This is a genomic window from Clostridium gelidum, assembly GCF_019977655.1.
Lineage (GTDB): Bacteria > Bacillota > Clostridia > Clostridiales > Clostridiaceae > Clostridium > Clostridium gelidum.
The window spans coordinates 3,399,597-3,421,063 of sequence record NZ_AP024849.1 but is presented as its reverse complement, the minus strand read 5'-3'; the positions used below and the strand labels follow the sequence as shown (position 1 = coordinate 3,421,063).

The following is a 21,467-nucleotide window of genomic DNA, read 5'->3' as shown; positions in this document are numbered from 1 at the left end:
TTATAAACTTCTGTGTACTTTTAAAAGGGGCTGTTGCATTTTGCAACAGCCCCTTTTAAAATCAATTGTTATAATTCTGTCATTAAACTATTTTAGTTGTCCAATCCTCACAATTCCAAGTTTCAGTTATTATATCTCTATAAAACTCAGGTTCATGGGATACTATAAGGATTGTGCCTTTATATTCTTGTAATGCTCTTTTTAACTCATCTTTTGCATCTACATCTAAATGGTTTGTAGGTTCGTCTAGGATTAATATGTTTGTTTCATTGTTTAGAATTTTGCAAAGCCTAACTTTTGCAGCTTCTCCACCTGATAAAACTCTTATTTGAGAGTCAATCTGTTTACTTGTTAATCCACATTTAGCAAGAGCACCTCTTATTTGGGATTGAGTATATCCGGGAAATTCTTGCCAAGCCTCTTCTATACATGTATTTTTATTATTTTTTCTATCTTCTTGCTCAAAATATCCTATGTATTGATAATCACCAAGGTTAACCTGTCCACTAAGCGGTTTAACTGTTCCAAGTAAACTTTTTAGAAGTGTTGATTTACCAAGTCCATTAGCTCCGACTAGTGCTATTTTTTGACCTTTTTCCATGTATAAGTTAAGTGGCTTTGTAAGAGGTGTGTCATATCCTATAACTAAATCATGAGTTTCAAATATGATTTTACTTGGAGCTCTAGCAGTTTTAAAAGTAAATTCTGGTTTTGGCTTTTCCTTTGAAATTTCTATGATATCCATCTTATCTAACTTCTTTTGCCTAGATTTAGCCATGTTAGCAGTAGCAGCATTAGCTTTATTTCTAGCAACAAAATCTTCAAGTCTTGAAATTTCCTTTTGTTGTTTTTCAAAAGCAGCTTCTAATTTTTCTTTATTAATTGCATGTATTCTTTCAAATTCAGCATAATCTCCAACATATCTTGTGAGTTTTCTTTCGTCTACGCTATATATTAAATTTACTATTGAATTTAAAAACGGAATATCATGTGAAATTAATATAAATGCATTTTCATAAGATTGAAGATATCTTTTAAGCCATTCTACATGCTCTTCATCAAGATAATTAGTAGGCTCATCTAAAAGTAAAATATCTGGAGATTCAAGAAGTAGTTTACCTAAAAGAATCTTAGTCCTTTGTCCACCAGATAAATCATTAACATCCTTATCAAGGCCTAAATCTGAAAGCCCAAGTCCTTTGGCAACTTCTTCAACCTTTGGGTCAATTACATAAAATCCATTGTGATCAAGCAAATCTTGGATTATAGCTGTTCTATCTAACATTTTATTTAATTCATCTTCAGTGCAATCACCCATTTTTTCATATAGAGAATTCATTTCTGCTTCTAAATCAAAAAGATATTTAAATGCATCCCTTAAAACATCTCGCATGCTTTGTCCTTTAGTTAAAACAGCATGTTGATCCATATAACCAACTCTAACATTATTTGACCAGATAACACTACCTTCATCAGGCATAAGTTTTCCAGTTACTATATTCATAAATGTTGATTTACCTTCACCATTTGCTCCAATAAGACCAACGTGTTCTCCTTTTAATAATCTAAATGAAACATCTTCAAAAATAGCTCTATCTCCAAAGCCATGATTCATATTCTTAACAGTAAGTACGCTCATTAATTGCCTCCTAAAATTTAAAATAAATTAACAATTAACAGTGGACAATTGACAATGAAGGAACAAACTTTTTTATCAAAAAGAATTTCATCCACAATTGTAAATTGTAAAATGTAAATTGTACATTTTTTAGTTTAAATGATGGAAAGCTAATAGTCAAAGTAAATTTCTAAAAATTTAATCACATTCAAAAGGATTTAGTCTAATATGGTAAATTATATAGAAGTGACCAGTGGAAGGGGAAGGTTGTAGTTTGATTAATCATATTCAAAGAAAAAATTAAAAAAGTTAAATTTTTATTAATAATAGTCCTATTTTTGGGCAAACTTATTAATGTAAATAAAAGGACTTATAAATCTAAATATTTATCTTAATTTAAGAACATAGTTTTAATGAAAGGAGATATTGTAATGGGAAATTTAACTAATGAAATAAGAGAAAAAGCTGAAAAGATGGGGTGTGAAATGAAGGGGTTAGCACAAGATATGGGAAGTGAAATGAGGGATATGGGAGAAATTATGAAGGTGAAAGCAGAGAGATTAAGTGATGAGATAAAAAAAAGAATGATGAGATAAATTATAAAGGTTAGTAAATTTAATTGATTTACTAACTTTTTATAATTTACGCATATGAATAAATTATTTATTAAGTTTATCTAAAAGTAACACAAAAAAATAGAAATCATATTATATAGTTGACACAGGGTTAAAGGGTAAGCAAACTACCTCTATCTATTAATTTTCCTTTTCTTAGTGCAATGGGCAAGACATCATGCTTAAAAAGAAATTTTTTTATTTCAGATCCCCACTTGTAACTATCTAAATCACCAAAGAAAGCCATCTTATTATTTGAGATCATACCACCAACCCCACCTATAAAACCATAATTTAATGAAGGTAGTAATATATCTCCAGGAGGAAGCAAAAGAATATCAAAGTCATATTCTTTCAAAGATTCAAAAATTCCTTTGTCACTTGTGATTAATGCATTGTCTCTGACAGGCAGAATCGAACACTTGGTGTATCCTTGAGAAACATTAACATGTACTTTTGAATTTTGAGATTTTAAAAGTTCTTCATCGCTGTATTTTAAATTGTGAATAAAATAATTTTCTAAAATTAAAGAATTTAAAATAATATCACAAGGATATGTATTGGACAATGAATTTTTTGAAATAATATAGTGTATGTTATTTGATTTAAGAATTTCTTTGAAACATTTTGAAATATCTTTTTGAACAATAATTTGAGAGTGTGATTTATTTTTTAGTATATTTAGCTGAATATCAGGATGACCATTTATAGCTTCATAAACTTTGTTACACTTAGGGACTAATATTGGATTCACATTTAATATTGAAAGGTTTAGTAATTCTTCTTTAGTAACTCTATAATCAACGAAACAATGCATATATATCTCCTTTGAAATGTATAATTGATAATTTATATTCAATATTTAAAGTATTGTTTTGAATTATAGATTATATTTTGAACTTAAAATTATAACCTGTCAATTAAGTATTAATAATCTAAGGCAGATTCAAAAAAATAAAATATAAATTTTGCATAGCTATAAAAATTTTATACATACTAATATTAAGAAGGGAGTGAAATCCATGCTTATTTTAAAATTAGCTTATAATGAAGATTTAAACTTTTTCAATGAATTACAAGAGCTAAGAGAATTACTAAAGAAAAAAGATATATTAGTAGGATTTGTTGAAAGTATAGAAAAGAAAACTCATGTGATTGAGATAATTTGTGAAGAAAATTGTTATAATGAAAAAGTAGAAGAGATTATTAATTTATATATTAGTAATATTTTATATAAAATAGTTATAGATAATTATAGAAAAAAAGAAATTTTTGAATTTATAACTGACAATTATTTTTTCTTAAAACAACGTGAAATATTAGAAGTGGAAGATGAAATAGTAAAAGTATTAAAATATGAAGAAGCAACTAAAAATGAAGACTCTATATATTGTTTAAATAGAATAAATTCAATGGTAGAGAAAATAAAAGATTGTATACGCGAAAAACAAGAGATTAATATAGATGGTTTTATAACTTTTAGAATGAAAAAACTTAGAGGAGACATAGAGAGTATTATAGACAAAGTGGTAGAAAGATATATGGTGGAAAAAGAGTATAAAGAATTTGTGAAATTATTAAAGTACTTTGTAGAGATACAAGAATGTAAAATAGAAGAAATAAATATAATAATAGAAGAAAATAACAACTATATAATAAAAAATGGGGATGGGAAAGACTTATATTATGATTTTTTAAAGGAAATTACAGCAGAACAAGGCAGATTAGAATTAAATATGGAAGATGTATTAATAAGTGGTCTTATAACAAGTGCGCCTAAAAATATAATCATATATGGAAAAGAAAAGTGTACTAATAAAGAATTTTTAGATACAATAGAAAATGTATTCGGCAATAAAGTAACTTTTCATGAATGTTATAGTAATATTAACGATAAAAAAATAATAACAAAAAATGTTGACATGTATTAAACGTGATGATATACTAATACATGTTAAGAAGAAACAGCCGTTTCTCACCCTACAGTGTTTATAAACTACTAGTATGGGTATTTGATGAAGAGTTATTATTGAGTATTTGATAATATGAGACGGCAGTGATGCCGTCTTTTTATTATGTATAGAGTTTTTCGGAGGTGAAAAATATTAATAAAGATTTTTCTATGAATGATCAGATTAGAGAAAAAGAAATTAGACTAATAGGAAGCAATGGGGAACCATTAGGTGTTGTCCAAACGATCGAAGCAAAAAGACTTGCTGAAGAAAAAGATATGGATCTAGTTATGATGTCTCCTACTGCGAAGCCACCAGTTTGTAGGATTATGGACTATGGTAAGTATGTATATGAGCAATCTAAAAAAGAAAAAGATGCTAAGAAAAAGCAAAAAATCGTAAGTCTTAAAGAAGTAAGATGTAGTTTAACTATTGAGGAACATGACATTGATATAAAAGCAAAAAATGCAAGGAAGTTCCTATTAGAAGGGGATAAAGTTAAAATCACTGTTAGATTTAGAGGTAGAGAAATGGAACTTTCCCATATGGGACAAAAGATTCTTGATAACTTTGCAGCTAAATTAGAAGATGTCTGCCTAGTAGAAAAAAGACCTAAAAGAGAAGGCAGAAACATGACAATGGTTATAGGCCCTAAAAAGGTATAACTTGAGAGGAGGATTTAATCATGCCAAAAATGAAAACTCATAAAGGTGCAGCAAAAAGATTTAGAATAACAGGTACAGGAAAATTAAAAAGAGGTAAGGCATTTAGAAGCCATATCTTAACAAAGAAGAGCTCAAAAACTAAGAGACATCTTAGAAAAGCTGGATATGTTTCAAAATCACAATTAAAAGTAATGAAGAAATTATTACCATACCTATAATATAGAATTAATACAGGAGGTTTAAGTAATGGCAAGAGTAAAAAGAGCGAAAAATGCCCGTAAAAACCATAAAAAAGTTTTAAAACTTGCAAAAGGATACTACGGTGGAAAAAGTAGGTTATATAAAACTGCAAATGAATCAGTAATAAGAGCAATGAGAAATGCTTATGTTGGAAGAAAGAATAAGAAGAGAGACTTTAGAAGCATATGGATCGCAAGAATTAACGCAGCTACAAGAATTAACGATCTTTCATATTCAAAATTCATGAATGGAATCAAATTAGCTGGAATAGATATCAACAGAAAAATGTTATCTGAAATAGCTATAAATGATCCTAAAGCGTTTGCAGAATTAGTAGAAGTTGCTAAAAAACAAATAAACGCTTAATACATAAAATGCGACTTAGGTCGCATTTTTTTTGTATACATAATAAGTTTGATATGTTGTGAAATAATTTTTTGAGTTTTCATTTATCAAATAATTTGATAATATAAGAATGTTATAAAGTTATAACTTAACAATGTATGAATCATTATAAAAACATGGTGGGATTAATTAACCTTTGAGGTGAATGTATGGAACGAAATTTAATAAAAAAATCAAAACTTAATGCAGTTCAAATTCTTGCAATAGGATTTGTATTACTTATTTTAACTGGAGGACTTATACTTAGTTTGCCGGTTTCGTCAGCTAATGGAGAATACACAAATTATTTAGATTCAGTTTTTACAGCAACTTCAGCAGTATGTGTTACAGGACTTGTTACAATAGACACAGGTACTCATTGGAGCATTTTTGGCAAAATAGTAATAATGCTTTTAATTGAAACTGGCGGGCTTGGTTTTATGTCACTTGCCACTTTTGTAGCAATATTGCTAGGGAAAAAAATAACACTTAGAGATAGACTTATTATGCAAGAAGCTATGAATGCTTTTAACATACAAGGACTTGTGAAAATGGTTCAATATGTTTTAGGATTTGCAGTTGGTATTCAATTTATTGGAGCATTACTACTATCAACACAATTTATACCAGAGTTTGGATGGAAAAAAGGCATTTTTTACAGTATATTTCATGCAGTATCTTCTTTTTGTAATGCAGGTTTTGATTTGTTTGGAAATTTTCAGAGTGTAGTTAGTTATTATAATAATCCAGTTGTTTTATTGACTATAGCTGGACTTATAATTTTGGGGGGACTTGGATTTACTGTTTTAATTGAAATGTTTAACTTTAGGAAAAGAAAAAGATTATCAACTAATTCAAAAGTTGTATTATTAATTACTACTAGCTTAGTTGTTTTAGGAACTGTGTTTATATTTATTGTAGAATATAAAAATCCGCAAACAATTGGGAATATGAATATTAATGATAAAATATTGAATTCTTTTTTTGCATCTGTTAGTCCAAGAACAGCAGGATTTAATAGTGTTTCAACTGATGGAATGACTATGTCAGGAAAACTTATGACAATAATATTAATGTTTATCGGGGGTTCGTCAGGTTCAACAGCTGGTGGGCTTAAAACAGCTACTTTTGGAATACTTATTTTTACTGTAATTTCTGTACTGAAAGGTAGAGAAGAAACAGAGGCTTTTGGAAGAAGATTTTCAAAGGAAACAGTGTACAAAGCGTTTACTTTATTTTCTGTTTGTATGATGATAGTAATAACTGTAACTATGATACTTAGTATAACAGAGCCGGATAAACTTTTTATAAACTTGCTTTATGAAGCTACATCAGCATTTGGAACAGTAGGATTAAGTACAGGGGTAACCCAACACATATGTTCAGCAAGCAAAATAGTGCTTATACTTACAATGTATTTTGGTAGGGTTGGTCCGCTAACAGTAATTTTAGCTGTGATTAATAAAAGGAAAAAAAGTGGAATTAGATACCCAGAAACAAAAATATTAATTGGATAGGGGAAATTAAGATGGCAAAAAAACAATTTGTTATACTTGGACTTGGTAGATTTGGAGCTTCAATAGCTACAACTGTATATAATTTAGGCCATGATGTATTAGCAATAGATAAGGATGAAGATAGAATTCAAGAAATTGCAGATAATGTTACTCATGCTGTACAAATGGATGCAACTGATGAAAATTCATTAAAAACTTTAGGCATTAGAAATTTTGATGTAGCAGTAGTAACTATTGGGAATAATATTCAAGCTAGCATAATGGCAACTCTATTAGTTAAAGAAATGGGCGTTAAATATATAATAGCAAAAGGTAATAGTGACATGCATGCTAAAGTTTTATATAAAATTGGTGCAGATAGAGTGATTTTGCCTGAGCATGATATGGGAGTAAGGGTAGCTCATAACTTAGTATCTTCAAATATATTAGATTATATAGAATTATCTGCAGAACACAGTATGGTAGAAATTGAAGCATTAAGCGAGTGGAATAATAAATCAATAAAAGATATAAAAATAAGAGGAAAATATGGTATAAATGTGGTAGCAGTAAAAAATGGGAATAGCATAAAGGTATCTCCTTCAGCAGAATATGTAATAAAAGATAAAGATGTTTTAGTAGCTCTTGGTACTAGTGAGGATCTAAGCAAGTTTGAAAGTATGCTAGGCAAAAAAAGTAAATAGTTTTGAGGTGTAAGACTTTGGTATGTATTGAAAGCAAAGAAAATAATTTATTTAAGCAGACAAAAAAGCTTAAAGAAAGAAAAAACAGAAGTAAAAGTAGTAAATATATGATTGAAGGATTTAGATTAGTTCAAGAAGCATTCAAAGCAAAAGTAGATATAGACTATTTAATTGTTACAGAAGATGCTTTGGGAAAGATTGATCAATTTTTACTAGATTATATAACGGAAGATATAAAAATTTATAAAATAAATGAAAGTTTATTTAAAGAGCTTGTTTCGACAGAAAATCCACAGGGGATACTTGCAGTCATAAATATGAATATAATACCAGTAAATGCTAATGGAGAGTTTTATTTACTTTGCGATAAGTTGCAAGATCCAGGCAATTTAGGTACTGTAATTAGAACAGCACATGCAGCTGGAGTGAAAGGAATAATTTTAACTAAAGGAACAGTTGACATATATAATGAAAAAACAATTAGGTCAACAATGGGTTCAATATTCTATATTCCGATTCAATATGATGATGATAATTTATCTTTAGTTAAAAACTTAAAAGAAGATGGATTTAATTTAGTTGTAACTTCACTTGATACAGATAAGGATTTTTTTGAGGAAGATTTACGAGGCAAGGTGATCTTAACAGTTGGAAATGAAGGTAATGGGGTTAGCAATGAGGTCTTGGATTTAGCAGATACAAAAGTTAAAATACCAATGCCGGGAAATGCTGAATCTTTAAATGTGGCTATAGCAACATCTGTTATAATGTACGAAAAAGTAAGACAAGATAGGTTATGGGACAGTGAATAAGTTTAATATATGTTAATTTATAGATGAAAATGAAATAAACTATTGAATTTTTTATTGTTTATTTGTATAATTAGGTTGTATTAATTAAATAATTAAAAACTGTGAATGAGAAAGTAGATATTAGAAAAGTTTTAAGGGAGAGAAGGTCATAGATTGCAAGCCTTCTTAAATAATATAATATTGAAGTTCGCTCAGGAGTTCTAGCTGTGAAAATTTTAGTAGTAGCTAGCGGCAAAAGAAGTCGTTAATATTAATTGAGTTGGGTAGCTTTTTATTAAAAGCTCCAATTAGGGTGGTAACGCGGATAATTCGTCCCTTTTTATGGGGGATGATTTTTTTATGCAAAAAATTAAACAATGTAAATATTTATGTGTTGAATGCGCAATTTAAAGAAAGTTTACATTGTAATTGTTGAAAGGAGATTTTTATTATGAAAGAGAAATTAAAAGAATTACAAGAACTTGCAGTAAAACAAATTGAAACAGCTATGAAAAGTACTGAATTAGAAGAAATCAGAGTTAAGTTCTTAGGAAAAAAAGGTGAACTTACTACAATATTAAGAAGTATGGGAGGATTATCGCCTGAGGAAAGGCCACTTATCGGAAAATTGGTTAACGAAGCTAAGGCTCTAGTAGAAGAAAAATTAGATGCAACTATAAAAAATATAAAAGATAAAGAAAGAAATGCAAAGCTTTCAAGTGAAACTATAGATATTTCACTTCCAGGAAAGAAAAAAGTTATAGGAAAAAGACATCCTTTAGATTTAACACTTCAAAGCATGGAAGAAATATTTATTTCAATGGGATTTACAATTGAGGATGGTCCTGAAGTAGAACTTGATTATTACAATTTTGAAGCGCTAAATATTCCTAAAAATCATCCTGCAAGAAGTGAGCAAGATACTTTATATATTAATGATAATATAGTACTCAGAACTCAAACTTCACCAGTTCAAATTAGAACTATGAAAAATCAAAAACCACCAATAAAGATGATATCTCCAGGTAAGGTTTATAGATCAGATTCAGTAGATGCTACTCATTCGCCTATATTTTATCAAATGGAAGGAATGGTTATTGATAAAGGAGTCACTTTTGCAGATTTAAAAGGAACTTTAGAATTGTTTGCAAAAAAAATGTTTGGTGACAAAGTTCAAACTAAATTCAGGCCACATCATTTTCCATTCACAGAGCCATCAGCTGAAATGGATGCAACTTGTTTTGTTTGCGGTGGAGAAGGATGTAGAGTATGTAAAGGCAGTGGATGGATAGAACTTCTTGGATGCGGAATGGTTCATCCCGATGTACTTAGAAATTGTGGTATTGACCCAGAGGTTTATAGCGGATTTGCTTTCGGATTTGGTGTTGATAGAATGGTAATGCTAAATTATGGAATAGATGATATAAGATTATTATATGAAAGTGATGTTAGATTTTTAGATCAATTCTAGAAATGATACACATAACCACCCAAAGGTAAAATTAAGGAGGAAAAAACATGAAAGTACCATATAGTTGGCTTAAAGATTATGTTGAAATAAATGTAAGTCCTAAAGAATTAGGAGATAAATTAACCTTAACTGGTTCACAACTTGAAGAACTTATAACTCAAGGAGATGTAATTGAAAAAGTAGTTACAGGAAAAATTGTGCAAATAGTAAAACATCCAGATGCAGAAAAATTAAGCATCTGTCAAGTTAATATAGGAAGCGAAGAAATACAAATAGTTACCGCTGCAACAAATATGAAAGAGCAAGATATAGTACCAGTTGCACTTCATGGCTCAACTTTAGCTGATGGAACTAAAATAAAAAAAGGAAAGCTTAGAGGAGAAGTATCGCAGGGTATGTTCTGTTCAGAAGAAGAACTTGGAACAGCTGGAGATGAACCAGTTCATGGATTGCTGATTTTACCTTCTGATACAGTACTTGGGGCAGATATTAAAGATGTTCTAGGGCTTAATAAAGCAATTTTAGATTTTGAAATAACTTCAAATAGACCTGATTGTTTAAGTATTGTTGGTATGGCAAGAGAAACTGCAGCAGCACTTAGAATAACATATAAAATGCCAAACGTAGAGTATAAAGTTTTAAATCCTGCGAACATTAATGATGAATTAAAAGTTGAAGTTAAGGATGAACTTTGTTCTAGATTTATGGCAAGAGGAATAAAAAATGTTGAAATAAAGTCATCACCAGGTTGGATACAAGAAAGATTACTTGAAGCAGGTATTAGACCTATAAATAACATAGTTGATATTACAAACTTTGTTATGTTAGAAATTGGTCAGCCAATGCATGCTTATGATAAAAGAGAAATTTCATCTAACAAGATTGTGGTCGAAAGATCAAAGGTTGATGAAAAATTTACAACATTAGATGAAACTGAAAGAGTTTTAGACAATTCTATGCTTTGCATAAAAGACAGCGATACAATTATTGGTCTTGCTGGAATAATGGGTGGATTAAATTCAGAAATAAAGGAAGATACTATAGAAGTTATATTTGAATGTGCAAACTTTGATGGAACTAATATTAGAGTAAACTCTAAAAAATTAAACTTAAGAAGTGAAGCTTCAAGCAGATTTGAAAAAGATATTGACCCTAATTTAGCTGAAATTGCAATTAACAGAGCTTGCGCTTTGATTTGTGAATTAGAGGCTGGAGAAGTTATGGAAGGAACTATAGATGTTTACAACAATAAAAAAGAAGCAGGAACAGTAATTGTTGATTCTAATTGGGTAAATTCTTTCCTTGGTACTGACATTTCTAAAGAAGAAATGAAAAGATGTTTAGATAGTGTTGATTTATTTACAAAAATTGATGGAGAAAATTTAGTTGTAACAGCCTCAACTTTTAGAGTTGATATTGCAATTAGAGAAGATATAGCTGAAGAAATTGCAAGGATTTATGGATATGAAAATATTCCTGCAACAATATTCACTGCATCTACTGGTAGAGAACCAAGATACAGAAAAGGCATTTTAGATAATAGAGTAGTATTACTTGCAACAGGTAGTGGATTAAACCAATCTATAAGTTACTCATTTGTATCACCAAAGGTATTTGATAAAATTATTTTACCTGAAGATAGTGAACTTAGAAATGTAGTTAAAATAAGAAATCCATTAGGTGAAGATTATAGTGTAATGAGAACAACAACACTTCCTTCAATGATGGAAAGTTTAGGGAGAAATTATTCTAGAAACAATTCTTATGTTAGATTATTCGAAATGGGAAAAGTATATATAAAGAATGAAGATGATACTAAGCTTCCAACAGAAAAGAACATTATAACTATTGGTATGTATGGAGACTGTGATTATTTAGATCTTAAGGGTGCCGTAGAAAATATAGTAGATGGTCTTGGAATAAAAAATGCCAAGTATGAAAGAGAAAGTGAAAATGTAAGCTATCATCCAGGGAAAACAGCTAAACTTGTTATAGGGAAAAATGTAGCTGGAACTTTAGGCGAAGTTCATTTAGAAGTTTGTGAAAATTATGGACTTGATGTACCATGTTTTGTAGCACAATTAGATTTAGATGCACTATATGAAAGTTCTAATATGGATAAGAAGTATAAACCATTACCTAAATTCCCAGCAGTAACAAGAGATATTGCATTACTTGTTGAAGATGCTATTTTAGTTCAAGAAATTGATGAAACAATACGCAAAGCTGGTGGAAATATAGTTGAAAAAGTAGAACTATTTGATATATATAAAGGAAAACAAATACCAGATGGTAAGAAGAGCATAGCGTATGCAATTGCTTATAGAGATGAAAATAAGACATTAACAGATAACGAAGTTAATAAAGTCCATGAAAAAATACTAAGATCTCTTGAATACAAACTTGGAGCTACATTAAGAGATTAGGTACAATCAAAAAAATAACAAGTCCATTTGCCAGACTATTTTCATCATGCTACGTCGACAAATTGATCTAATAGGCCTGCTATGAGGGCAATTTGTCTCCTTGCCTGATGAAAAATATTCATGGCAACTTTGGAATTGTTATTTATTTTCATGTGCCTTAAAACTATCTTAATAAACTGCCTTAGAATAAATTTTATTTATTCTAAGGCAGTTTATTTTTGTTTTTAAGAATCTATTACGTTTAAGGTATTGAAGAAAAAAATTCAGATTATATATATATATTCCATTAAAACATAAATTAAAAGTGAATAAATATTAAAAAAATATTTATTTTAGGGAGGAAATACTATATTTTTATAGAATAATATAGATAAAGTGGTGCACAGTGGTGCAAAGTGGGTTATAATAGAGTGAAAAGTATGAAATCTATCAAAGTGGGAGCTGAGAATATTGTTCATTGGAGAATACCAACACGGTCTAGATCCTAAAAATAGAATAATTGTTCCAGCGAAACTTAGAGATGGTCTTGGTAATACGTTTGTTATTACAAAGGGTCTTGATGGATGTCTTTACGCTTATCCACTTGAAGAATGGAAAGTACTAGAAGAAAAAATGAAAACTTTGCCTTTAACAAACAAGGATGCAAGATCTTTTGTAAGGTTCTTTTTTTCAGGTGCTTGTGAAATTGAATTGGACAAGCAAGGAAGAGGATTGATTCCACAAAATTTAAAGGAATATGCAGGGATAGAAAAGGACATAGTAAGTATTGGAGTATTGTCTAGAGTAGAAATATGGAGCAAAGAAAAGTGGAATGAATACAATGAGTCAAATATGGATTTTGATTCAATTGCAGAAAAAATGAATGATTTAGGAATATAAGGAGTTTTGATTATGGAATTTAAACATGTATCAGTATTATTAAATGAATGTATAGACGCATTAGATATAAAAGAAAATGGGATTTATGTTGATTGTACTTTAGGCGGTGCAGGACATTCATCTCATATTGCATCGCATTTATCTAAAGATGGAACATTAATTGGAATAGATCAAGATCAAGATGCTTTGAAAGCTGCTAAAGAGAGGCTTAAAGAGTTTGAAAATGTAAAATATGTTCACAATAATTTTTACAATATAGATAGTATTTTGAATGAATTAGATATTGAGAAAGTTGATGGAATTTTAATGGATCTTGGGGTTTCGTCATATCAACTTGATGAAGCTTCAAGAGGCTTTAGTTATATGCATGATGCACCATTAGATATGAGAATGGATAGAGATAGTGATTTTTCAGCTTATGAAATTATAAATAATTACAGCGAAGAAAAATTATATAAAATAATAAAAGATTATGGTGAAGAAAGATTTGCTAAAAGAATTGCCAATATTATAATCAATAGAAGAGCAGAAAAGCCTATTGAAACAACATTTGAACTTGTAGATATTATTAAAGCTGCTATTCCTGCAAGGCTGAGAAGAGATGGACCTCACCCAGCAAAAAGAACTTTTCAAGCTATTAGAATAGAAGTTAATTCGGAACTTAAAATATTAAATAGAACTATAGAAGATGGAATAAATAGATTAAATAAGGGCGGAAGAATGGCTATTATAACATTCCATTCTTTAGAAGATAGAATAGTAAAACTTAAATTTAGAGAATTAGAAAATCCATGTATTTGTCCAAAAGGATTTCCGATTTGTGCTTGTGGAAAATCACCAGTGGTTAAGACTATGCCTAAAAAGGGAATAATACCAACTGAAAAAGAAATTGAAGAAAATCCAAGAAGTAGAAGTGCTAAACTTAGGATAATTGAGAAATTATGATTTTTTCATTAGGGGAAACATTGTGCACGTTTAGGGGATAAGTTTAACTAAGAGTCAAATGTGGAATATACTTCATATGAATGGAGTTTAACTTAATATTAAGTTATAAATAAGTTGGGATGTGAATAAATTGGTGGAAAGAGAATATGATTATATAAAGGGTAGTACAGTATCAGCACCAGAAAGAAAAAGTAGCGTACGTAGACCAAATAAGAAGTATAAACAAATACAAAGGCGAAAAAATATACAAAATAAAAATATTATATTAAGAAAAATAAGAAAGAACGATAGAAAGTATGTCTTTACTGTGGCAGTAGTTATATTTAGTCTGGGATTAATTACCATTACTGGAGATATCAAAGTCTACAATATGCAAAATGGAGTTAGTAATTTAAATGCTCAAATTACTCAAACACAAGAAGAAAATGAAGCGTTAAAAGTAAAATTGGTAAAATCTTCTTCTTTAAAGAATATTCAAGAAAAAGCTACAAGTAAGTTAGCTATGTCTATTCCTAATAAAGAAGAAACAGTGAGAATTGACTTTTCACAAAACTATTTTGAAAACATAAAATCTAATAGCTCTAACAATAGTTCTAACAATAGTACTAAGGGAAGTAATTTGTTCTCTAAATTGATGGATTTAGTAAAATAGTTATGTAAGGTACAATCAAAAAAATAACAAGTCTATTTGCCATCCTATTTTCCATTATAAAGAAAGCTCGACTCATATAACGCTCTTCTTGAGTAAGTGATTCACACCCAAATCATAGACTTTTTGGGTTCACAGCTCACGTCGGCAAATTGACCTAATAGGCCTGCTATGAGGGCAATTCGTCTCTTTGCCTGTTGAAAAATATTCAGGGCAACTTTGGACTTGTTATTTATTTTCATGTGCCTAAAAGAAAGTGCATGGGGGAAATGGATATTGAAAAAGAAAAATTATAAAGATAAGGCAAAAATGCGTCAAAGGATTAGTATGGCAGCCGCTTCGTTGACTGTTGTTTTTGCGATATTGACCATTAGGCTTTCTTATATAATGATAGTTAAGAAAGCTGATTATGCTGCGAGAGCAGAAGAACAATGGACAAGTGAAGTAAAGATTGATGCTATAAGAGGAAGAGTTTTAGATAGAAATGGAAAAGAACTTGCTGTATCTGCCAATGTTTATAGAGTTGACTTTGACTTAAATTCTATTAGATCATATTTAGAAAGAGATTTAAGTCAAATACCAGCAAAAGAAATTGAAAAAATGAAAAGTGTCGGAATACCTATGCCAAGAGGTGATGAGGACTTAACTACTTCTGATATAGCACCTTTAATTGCAACAGCATTAAATTTGGATGTAGAAATGATTAAAGGTAAACTTGAAACTAAACTTCCAAGTGGTGCAAAAGCAGGGTCAGCTACAGTTGTTAGAAGAATAGAAAAAGAACAAGCAGATAAGGTAAAAGCACTCAATATAAGCGGAATTATAGTTTCACCAGATACAAAGAGATATTATCCTAATAATAATTTCTTAGCACATGTACTAGGAACTACTAATCCAGATAATAAAGGTTTAACTGGAATAGAACTTCAATATAATTCATATTTATCAGGAGTTCCTGGTATGAAGATTGCAGAGCTTGATAAAAACAATAGGGATTTGCCTTATACAATATCTCAGTTTACATCACCGGTAAATGGTAAAGATATTACCCTTACTATTGATGAGAAAATTCAATATTTTGCTGAAAAGGCAGCAAAGCAAGCTTATGATGATACTAAAGCTAAAGCGGTATCAATATTGGTTATGGATCCTAAAACTGGAGAAGTTTTAGCCATGGTTAATAAACCTGATTTTGATCCTAATAGTCCATATCAAGGAGTAGAATCTTTTGATGGAGAAAATTATAGTGATAAACTGCAAAAAATGTGGAGAAATAGATTGGTTAATGATACTTTTGAACCGGGATCAATATTTAAAGTAGTAACAGCGATTACAGGATTAGAAGAAAATGTTGTTAATAAGGATACACAATTCAATGACCCAGGATCAATATCTGTTGGTGGTATTAATCCAAAGTGCTGGAAAGCAGGAGGACATGGACTTCAAAATTTCCCGGAGATTATTCAAAATTCATGTAATGTAGCATTTGTACAATTAGGACAAAAGATTGGTAAAGAAAAATTATGTGCTTCTATGAATAAATTTGGATTTGGAAAAGTTAGTGGGATAGATTTGCCAGGAGAAGCCCCTGGAATTGTAAAACCAGTTGGTAAAGTATCTGATGCAGACCTTGCAACAATATCTTTTGGTCAGACAAATACAGTTAATTCAGTTCAATATATGACTGCGTTTAATGCTGTAGCTAATGGAGGAACTTTAATTCAACCTCATGTTATGAAGGAAGTTACTCATGATGATGCAAATAATGTTAATATAGTTGATGAAACTTTTAAGCCAAAAACTACTACAGTGGCAAGCACTGAAAAAACCGCAGAGCTTAGAACATACCTTGAACGTGTTGTTACTGGAGGTTCTGGAACAGGAACTTTTATAGAAGGATATCATATTGGAGGTAAAACAGGTACTGCACAAAAGGTTATTAATGGTAGATATCAAGAAGGAGCATATATTTCATCGTTTGTTGGAATGGCACCAGTCTCTGATCCTAAAGTTACTATTATGATAACTATTGATGAACCAAGCAACGGTGTATATTATGCAGCACAAGTAGCGGTACCACCAGCAAAAACATTGTTTACAGATATTTTTAATTACCTTGATAGTGAATTTTCAAATGAAAATCTAGGTCAAATTACTAGAGATGTTGTAATTCCAGAAATTAGAGGGATGAAAATTGCAGATGCTAAAAAAGCATTAAAAGATTCAAAATTAGATTTTAATATGAATGGAGATGGAGAGTCAGTAATAGAGATGACACCATATCCAGGATATTCAGTAAAAGAAGGTTCGAAAATAAATCTTTACACAAGTGGTGATGCGACTTATAATAATAATGTCGTAATGCCAGATGTTAGAGGATATTCAAAAGAAGATGCTAATTTGCTTCTGAAAAATCTTGGAATGGTAGCTGTTTTTGATGGAAGTGGGATGGTATCAGGACAAGATATTTCACAAGGCGAAGTTATAACTAAAGGGACAACCATTAAATTAACATTAAGTTCAGATTATAAAGATTAAAAGGAACTAATTGAGAGATTTTGAGTTTGTTTAAGTTAAGATAGTCATATTTGTAAAAAGTTTTATACAAATTAGATAAATGATGAAATACTAGCGTGTGGGAATGCTCACATGCTATATTTTTTAGTGGAGGAACAGGCATTGAGAAAGAGAAAGTATATAAATAAAGCAAAAATGCGTCAGAGAATGATAGTTACAGCTTTTTCATTAACGGTTATTTTTTCAATATTAATAATTAGGCTATCTTATATAATGATAGTTAAAAGAGCAGATTATGCAGGAAAAGCAGAAGAACAATGGACAAGTGAATTGAAAATAGATGCTAAAAGAGGAAGAATTCTAGATAGATACGGAAATGAACTTGCTGTGTCTGCTAATGTTTACAGGATAGATTTCGATTTAAAATCGTTAAGTGCATATTTGAAAAGACCATTAAAATCCATTCCAATCAAAGAAATTGATCATATGAAAAGTGTAGGCATTCCAGTGCCTACAGGAGATGGTGGGCTAAAAACTGATGATATTGCGCCTGTAATTGCCAAGGTATTAGATATGGATGTATCAGAAATAGAAAAAAAACTTCCAAGTGGAGCAGATGCAGGATATGTTACTGTGGCACGGAAAATAGAAAAAGATGTAGCAGATAAAATAAAAGAATTTAATATAAATGGAGTTGTAGTTTCACCAGATACAAAAAGATATTATCCCAATAATAACTTTTTATCACAGGCTCTAGGAAGTACTGATTCTGACGGTAAAGGCTTAACTGGATTAGAACTTCAATATAATTCATATTTATCAGGAATTCCTGGAATGAAAATTGCAGAACTTGATAAAAATAATAGGGACTTGCCCTATACAAGTTCACAGTACACATCCTCTATAAATGGTAAAGATGTTACTACTACTATTGATGAAAATATTCAAAATATTGCTGAGAATATAGCTAAGCGGTGTTATGAAAATAATAAAGCTAAAGCAGTTTCAATACTAATAATGGATCCTAAAACAGGAGAAGTATTAGCTATGGTTAACAAACCGGATTTTGATCCTAATAATCCACGTGATGGTGCAGAAAAATTTGATGGAAAAGATAATAATGAAAAAATACAAAAAATGTGGAGGAATAGATTAGTAAATGATACCTTTGAACCAGGATCTATATTTAAAGTAATTACTGCTATATCAGGTCTAGAAAATAATATTGTTAATAAAGATACACAATTTGTAGATAATGGATCAATATCAATAGGAGGGATTACGGTAAAGGACGCGGAACAACAAAATAGACTTCAAAATTTACTTCAAATTATTCAAAATTCATCAAATGTAGGGTTTGTAGAATTAGGGAAAATGATTGGTAAAGAAAAGTTATGTGAATCTATTGATAAATTCGGATTTGGAAAGGTAAGTGGAATTGATTTGCCAGGTGAGGCGCCTGGAATTGTAAAACCAGTTAATAAAGTTTCAATTGCAGACCTTGCAACAATATCATTTGGTCAAACTAACACATTAAATTCGGTTCAATATATGGCTGCATTTGATGCTATTGCCAATGGAGGAACACTTATTCAGCCACATATAATGAAAGAAGTGACTCATAATGACGAAAATAATGTCAATATTGTAGATGAAGTTTTTAAACCTAAAACTTCTATTGTAGCAAGTCCGGAAAAGACAGCAGAACTTAGAACTTATCTTGAAGGAGTTGTAACAGGGGGATCAGGAACAGGGACTTTTATTGAAGGATATCATATAGGTGGCAAAACTGGTACAGCTGAAAAGGTTGTTGACGGCAAATATGGAGAAGGCAAGTATATATCTTCATTCGTTGGAATGGCTCCATCTAGTGATCCAAAAGTTACTATTATGATAACTGTTGATGAACCTAGAAATGGTGAGTATTATGCAGCACAAGTAGCAGTACCATATGCTAAATCATTATTTACTGATATTTTTAACTATCTAAATAGCAAGTTTTCTGATGAAAATAGTAAAAAAATTACTAAAGATGTTGTTATTCCAGAAGTTAGGAATATGAAAGTTGCAGATGCTAAGAAAATATTAAAAGATGCAAGATTAGATTGTAATATAGATGGAGATGGAGAAAAAGTAGTAAATATGACTCCATATCCAGGTTCCTCAGTAAAGGAAGATTCCAAAATAACTCTTTACACAAGTAGTGATGCGACTTATAATAATGATGTTGTAATGCCAAATGTTAGGGGATATTCAAAAGAAGATGCAACTTATTTGTTAAAAAGTATTGGAATAGTATCTACATTTGATGGGAATGGAGCGGTTTCAGAACAGGATATTGATCAAGGGGAAGTTATAAGTAAAGGAACAACTGTTAAATTGACTTTAAGCTCAGATTATAAAGATTAAAGATATGTAGAACAGACACTTTGATCTTTTGAGAAATTCAATGGGTTTCCACGTTAACTGTTAAAGTTATTATATTAATTGAAAAAACTATGTTAGGAGAAAAATATATGAATTTAGTAAATATTTTAAATGGAATAGATTATGAAGTTATTCAAGGTGAAATTGATGTAGAAATTAATAAAATAAATTATGATAGTCGGAAAGTTAAAGAACTTGATATTTTTGTTTGTATCAAGGGATATGCAACTGATGGACATAAATATATTGATAAAGCTATTGAAAATGGAGCTAAAGTAGTAGTAATTCAAGACGATGTAGAAATTAATGAAAAAAAAATTACTATTATTAAGAGTAGAGATACGAGAAAAGCACTAGCACTAATGGGAGCGAATTTATATGAAAACCCTAGCAGTAAAATGAAGATAATTGGTATAACAGGAACTAATGGAAAAACTACAACTGCATTTATGATAAAGGATATCTTAGAAGCTAATAATAAAAAAGTTGGTTTGATTGGAACTATTGCAAATTATATAGGAAACGAAAAGATTCATACTGAAAGAACAACTCCAGAATCTCTAGAGTTACAAGAATTATTTTGTGAGATGATAGATAAAGGCGTAGAATATTGTGTTATGGAGGTATCTTCTCATTCATTAGAGTTAGATAGAGTTTATGGGGTCAAATTTGAGATTGGCATTTTCACAAATTTGACCAGAGATCATTTAGATTTTCATAAGACATTTGAGAATTACTATAAAGCAAAATTCAAATTATTTGATAGGTCTAGAATAAAAATTATTAATATTGACGATAATTATGGAAAACAAGTAATTAGTGATTTAAATGCTTTAAAAACAGATGATATATACTCATTTTCAGTAAAAGAACATTCGGATTTTAAGGCACTTGATGAAGAAATGGGAAGCAGAGATATTAAATTCAAACTTAATCTTGGGAAAAATGAGCAGTTTATTTTGAATATACCAGGTGAATATAATATTTATAATTCATTAGGTGCAATTGCAGCATGCTTTAAACTTGGAATTCCAAATGACGCAATAAAAAATGGAATAGAAAAAGTAATTGTCCCAGGAAGATGTGAAAGAGTAGCAAGTGAATATAAGCTACCATATGAAATTATAATAGATTATGCTCATACTCCAGATGGACTTGATAATATATTAAAAACGGCTAAAGCATTTACAAATGGAAAGCTAATATCAGTATTTGGCTGTGGTGGAGATAGAGATAAAGTGAAAAGACCACAAATGGGTAAGATATCAACCGATATTGCAGATGTTACTATAATAACATCTGATAATCCAAGAAGTGAAGAACCAATGGATATTATAAAAGATATTGAAGCTTCACTAAATAAAGATAAATATATAGTAATAGAAAATAGAAAAGAAGCTATAAAAAAGGCTATAAATATTGCAAACAAAGGCGATGTAATAGTTATTGCTGGTAAAGGGCATGAGACTTATCAAATTTTAAAGAATAAAACTATACATTTTGATGAAAGAGAAGTTGTCAAGGAAATACTTGATTCAATTAACAATGAACAATTTACAGTTAACATTTATGGAACAAATCCTTTCAGGATTTGAAAAAAATAATATAAATAAAAAATGCAAGGAATTTTTATAAATATAATAATTCAATTTCCGAAGGAAATTGTACTACAATTGTTAATTGTTAATT

At 29.9% G+C, this 21,467-nt stretch carries 17 protein-coding genes, 1 pseudogene and 1 other annotated feature; of the genes and pseudogenes, 16 read left to right on the top strand and 2 right to left on the bottom strand.

The window, feature by feature from the left end:
* Positions 1–82: 82 nt before the first annotated feature.
* Positions 83–1,639 (bottom strand): ABC-F family ATP-binding cassette domain-containing protein, encoded by a 1,557-nt coding sequence (locus psyc5s11_RS15590; RefSeq protein ID WP_224033424.1) that lies wholly within the window; start codon positions 1,637–1,639, stop codon positions 83–85.
* Positions 1,640–2,049: 410 nt separating this feature from the next.
* Between psyc5s11_RS15590 and psyc5s11_RS15585 the strand changes: the two genes are divergently transcribed.
* Positions 2,050–2,214 carry a hypothetical protein gene (locus tag psyc5s11_RS15585; RefSeq protein WP_224033423.1) on the top strand — a complete coding sequence of 55 codons (165 nt, stop codon included), beginning with the start codon at positions 2,050–2,052 and terminating at the stop codon, positions 2,212–2,214.
* Positions 2,215–2,344: 130 nt separating this feature from the next.
* On the opposite strand, the gene psyc5s11_RS15580 is transcribed toward psyc5s11_RS15585, so the two are convergent.
* Positions 2,345–3,049 carry a DUF6873 family GME fold protein gene (locus psyc5s11_RS15580; RefSeq protein ID WP_224038199.1) on the bottom strand — a complete coding sequence of 235 codons (705 nt, stop codon included), beginning with the start codon at positions 3,047–3,049 and terminating at the stop codon, positions 2,345–2,347.
* Positions 3,050–3,254: 205 nt separating this feature from the next.
* Between psyc5s11_RS15580 and ytxC the strand changes: the two genes are divergently transcribed.
* The 15 genes and pseudogenes from ytxC to psyc5s11_RS15505 all read left to right on the top strand — a co-directional run bounded on the left by ytxC (position 3,255) and on the right by psyc5s11_RS15505 (position 21,373).
* A complete protein-coding gene (gene ytxC, locus psyc5s11_RS15575) occupies positions 3,255–4,163 on the top strand; it encodes a putative sporulation protein YtxC (protein WP_224033422.1) in 909 nt (302 codons plus the stop codon).
* A 164-nt stretch (positions 4,164–4,327) separates the two neighbouring features.
* Positions 4,328–4,849, top strand: coding sequence for a translation initiation factor IF-3 (gene infC / locus psyc5s11_RS15570; RefSeq protein ID WP_224033421.1), 522 nt, complete (start codon positions 4,328–4,330; stop codon positions 4,847–4,849).
* Between the two features lie 20 nt (positions 4,850–4,869).
* Positions 4,870–5,067, top strand: a complete 198-nt coding sequence (gene rpmI, locus psyc5s11_RS15565; RefSeq protein ID WP_224033420.1) for a 50S ribosomal protein L35 — start codon at positions 4,870–4,872, stop codon at positions 5,065–5,067.
* Between the two features lie 28 nt (positions 5,068–5,095).
* Entirely contained in the window at positions 5,096–5,455 is a 360-nt protein-coding gene (gene rplT, locus psyc5s11_RS15560; RefSeq protein WP_224033419.1) for a 50S ribosomal protein L20, read from the top strand.
* Positions 5,456–5,643: 188 nt separating this feature from the next.
* A complete protein-coding gene (locus tag psyc5s11_RS15555; RefSeq protein ID WP_224033418.1) occupies positions 5,644–6,990 on the top strand; it encodes a TrkH family potassium uptake protein in 1,347 nt (448 codons plus the stop codon).
* An 11-nt stretch (positions 6,991–7,001) separates the two neighbouring features.
* The gene (locus psyc5s11_RS15550; RefSeq protein ID WP_224033417.1) at positions 7,002–7,673 is read left to right on the top strand and encodes a potassium channel family protein; all 672 of its coding nucleotides are present in this window, start codon (positions 7,002–7,004) and stop codon (positions 7,671–7,673) included.
* Between the two features lie 17 nt (positions 7,674–7,690).
* Positions 7,691–8,485: a TrmH family RNA methyltransferase gene (locus psyc5s11_RS15545; protein WP_224033416.1), complete on the top strand. Its 795-nt coding sequence runs from the start codon at positions 7,691–7,693 to the stop codon at positions 8,483–8,485.
* A 92-nt stretch (positions 8,486–8,577) separates the two neighbouring features.
* Positions 8,578–8,805, top strand: a binding site (T-box leader).
* A gap of 185 nt (positions 8,806–8,990) precedes the next feature.
* Positions 8,991–9,935 (top strand): annotated as a pseudogene (gene pheS, locus psyc5s11_RS15540) (phenylalanine--tRNA ligase subunit alpha); the annotation flags it as partial.
* Between the two features lie 47 nt (positions 9,936–9,982).
* Complete coding sequence (gene pheT, locus psyc5s11_RS15535) at positions 9,983–12,361, top strand: phenylalanine--tRNA ligase subunit beta (RefSeq protein WP_224033414.1); 2,379 nt, start codon at positions 9,983–9,985, stop codon at positions 12,359–12,361.
* A 450-nt stretch (positions 12,362–12,811) separates the two neighbouring features.
* Positions 12,812–13,240 (top strand): division/cell wall cluster transcriptional repressor MraZ, encoded by a 429-nt coding sequence (gene mraZ, locus psyc5s11_RS15530; RefSeq protein ID WP_224033413.1) that lies wholly within the window; start codon positions 12,812–12,814, stop codon positions 13,238–13,240.
* Positions 13,241–13,252: 12 nt separating this feature from the next.
* Positions 13,253–14,185 carry a 16S rRNA (cytosine(1402)-N(4))-methyltransferase RsmH gene (gene rsmH, locus psyc5s11_RS15525; protein ID WP_224033412.1) on the top strand — a complete coding sequence of 311 codons (933 nt, stop codon included), beginning with the start codon at positions 13,253–13,255 and terminating at the stop codon, positions 14,183–14,185.
* A gap of 121 nt (positions 14,186–14,306) precedes the next feature.
* Positions 14,307–14,837 (top strand): FtsB/FtsL family cell division protein, encoded by a 531-nt coding sequence (locus psyc5s11_RS15520; protein ID WP_224033411.1) that lies wholly within the window; start codon positions 14,307–14,309, stop codon positions 14,835–14,837.
* Positions 14,838–15,110: 273 nt separating this feature from the next.
* The gene (locus tag psyc5s11_RS15515; protein WP_224033410.1) at positions 15,111–17,372 is read left to right on the top strand and encodes a stage V sporulation protein D; all 2,262 of its coding nucleotides are present in this window, start codon (positions 15,111–15,113) and stop codon (positions 17,370–17,372) included.
* A gap of 111 nt (positions 17,373–17,483) precedes the next feature.
* Positions 17,484–19,760: a stage V sporulation protein D gene (locus psyc5s11_RS15510; RefSeq protein WP_375541957.1), complete on the top strand. Its 2,277-nt coding sequence runs from the start codon at positions 17,484–17,486 to the stop codon at positions 19,758–19,760.
* A gap of 107 nt (positions 19,761–19,867) precedes the next feature.
* A complete protein-coding gene (locus tag psyc5s11_RS15505) occupies positions 19,868–21,373 on the top strand; it encodes a UDP-N-acetylmuramoyl-L-alanyl-D-glutamate--2,6-diaminopimelate ligase (protein ID WP_224033408.1) in 1,506 nt (501 codons plus the stop codon).
* The last annotated feature ends 94 nt before the right edge of the window (positions 21,374–21,467 follow it).

What these genes read in the sequence shown, in the direction of transcription:
- psyc5s11_RS15590 (WP_224033424.1), bottom strand. Translation starts at nt 1,639, where the DNA reads ATGAGCGTACTTACTGTTAAGAATATGAATCATGGCTTTGGAGATAGA.
- psyc5s11_RS15585 (WP_224033423.1), top strand. Translation starts at nt 2,050, where the DNA reads ATGGGAAATTTAACTAATGAAATAAGAGAAAAAGCTGAAAAGATGGGG.
- psyc5s11_RS15580 (WP_224038199.1), bottom strand. Translation starts at nt 3,049, where the DNA reads ATGCATTGTTTCGTTGATTATAGAGTTACTAAAGAAGAATTACTAAAC.
- ytxC (WP_224033422.1), top strand. Translation starts at nt 3,255, where the DNA reads ATGCTTATTTTAAAATTAGCTTATAATGAAGATTTAAACTTTTTCAAT.
- rpmI (WP_224033420.1), top strand. Translation starts at nt 4,870, where the DNA reads ATGCCAAAAATGAAAACTCATAAAGGTGCAGCAAAAAGATTTAGAATA.
- rplT (WP_224033419.1), top strand. Translation starts at nt 5,096, where the DNA reads ATGGCAAGAGTAAAAAGAGCGAAAAATGCCCGTAAAAACCATAAAAAA.
- psyc5s11_RS15555 (WP_224033418.1), top strand. Translation starts at nt 5,644, where the DNA reads ATGGAACGAAATTTAATAAAAAAATCAAAACTTAATGCAGTTCAAATT.
- psyc5s11_RS15550 (WP_224033417.1), top strand. Translation starts at nt 7,002, where the DNA reads ATGGCAAAAAAACAATTTGTTATACTTGGACTTGGTAGATTTGGAGCT.
- pheT (WP_224033414.1), top strand. Translation starts at nt 9,983, where the DNA reads ATGAAAGTACCATATAGTTGGCTTAAAGATTATGTTGAAATAAATGTA.
- rsmH (WP_224033412.1), top strand. Translation starts at nt 13,253, where the DNA reads ATGGAATTTAAACATGTATCAGTATTATTAAATGAATGTATAGACGCA.
- psyc5s11_RS15510 (WP_375541957.1), top strand. Translation starts at nt 17,484, where the DNA reads ATGCTATATTTTTTAGTGGAGGAACAGGCATTGAGAAAGAGAAAGTAT.
- psyc5s11_RS15505 (WP_224033408.1), top strand. Translation starts at nt 19,868, where the DNA reads ATGAATTTAGTAAATATTTTAAATGGAATAGATTATGAAGTTATTCAA.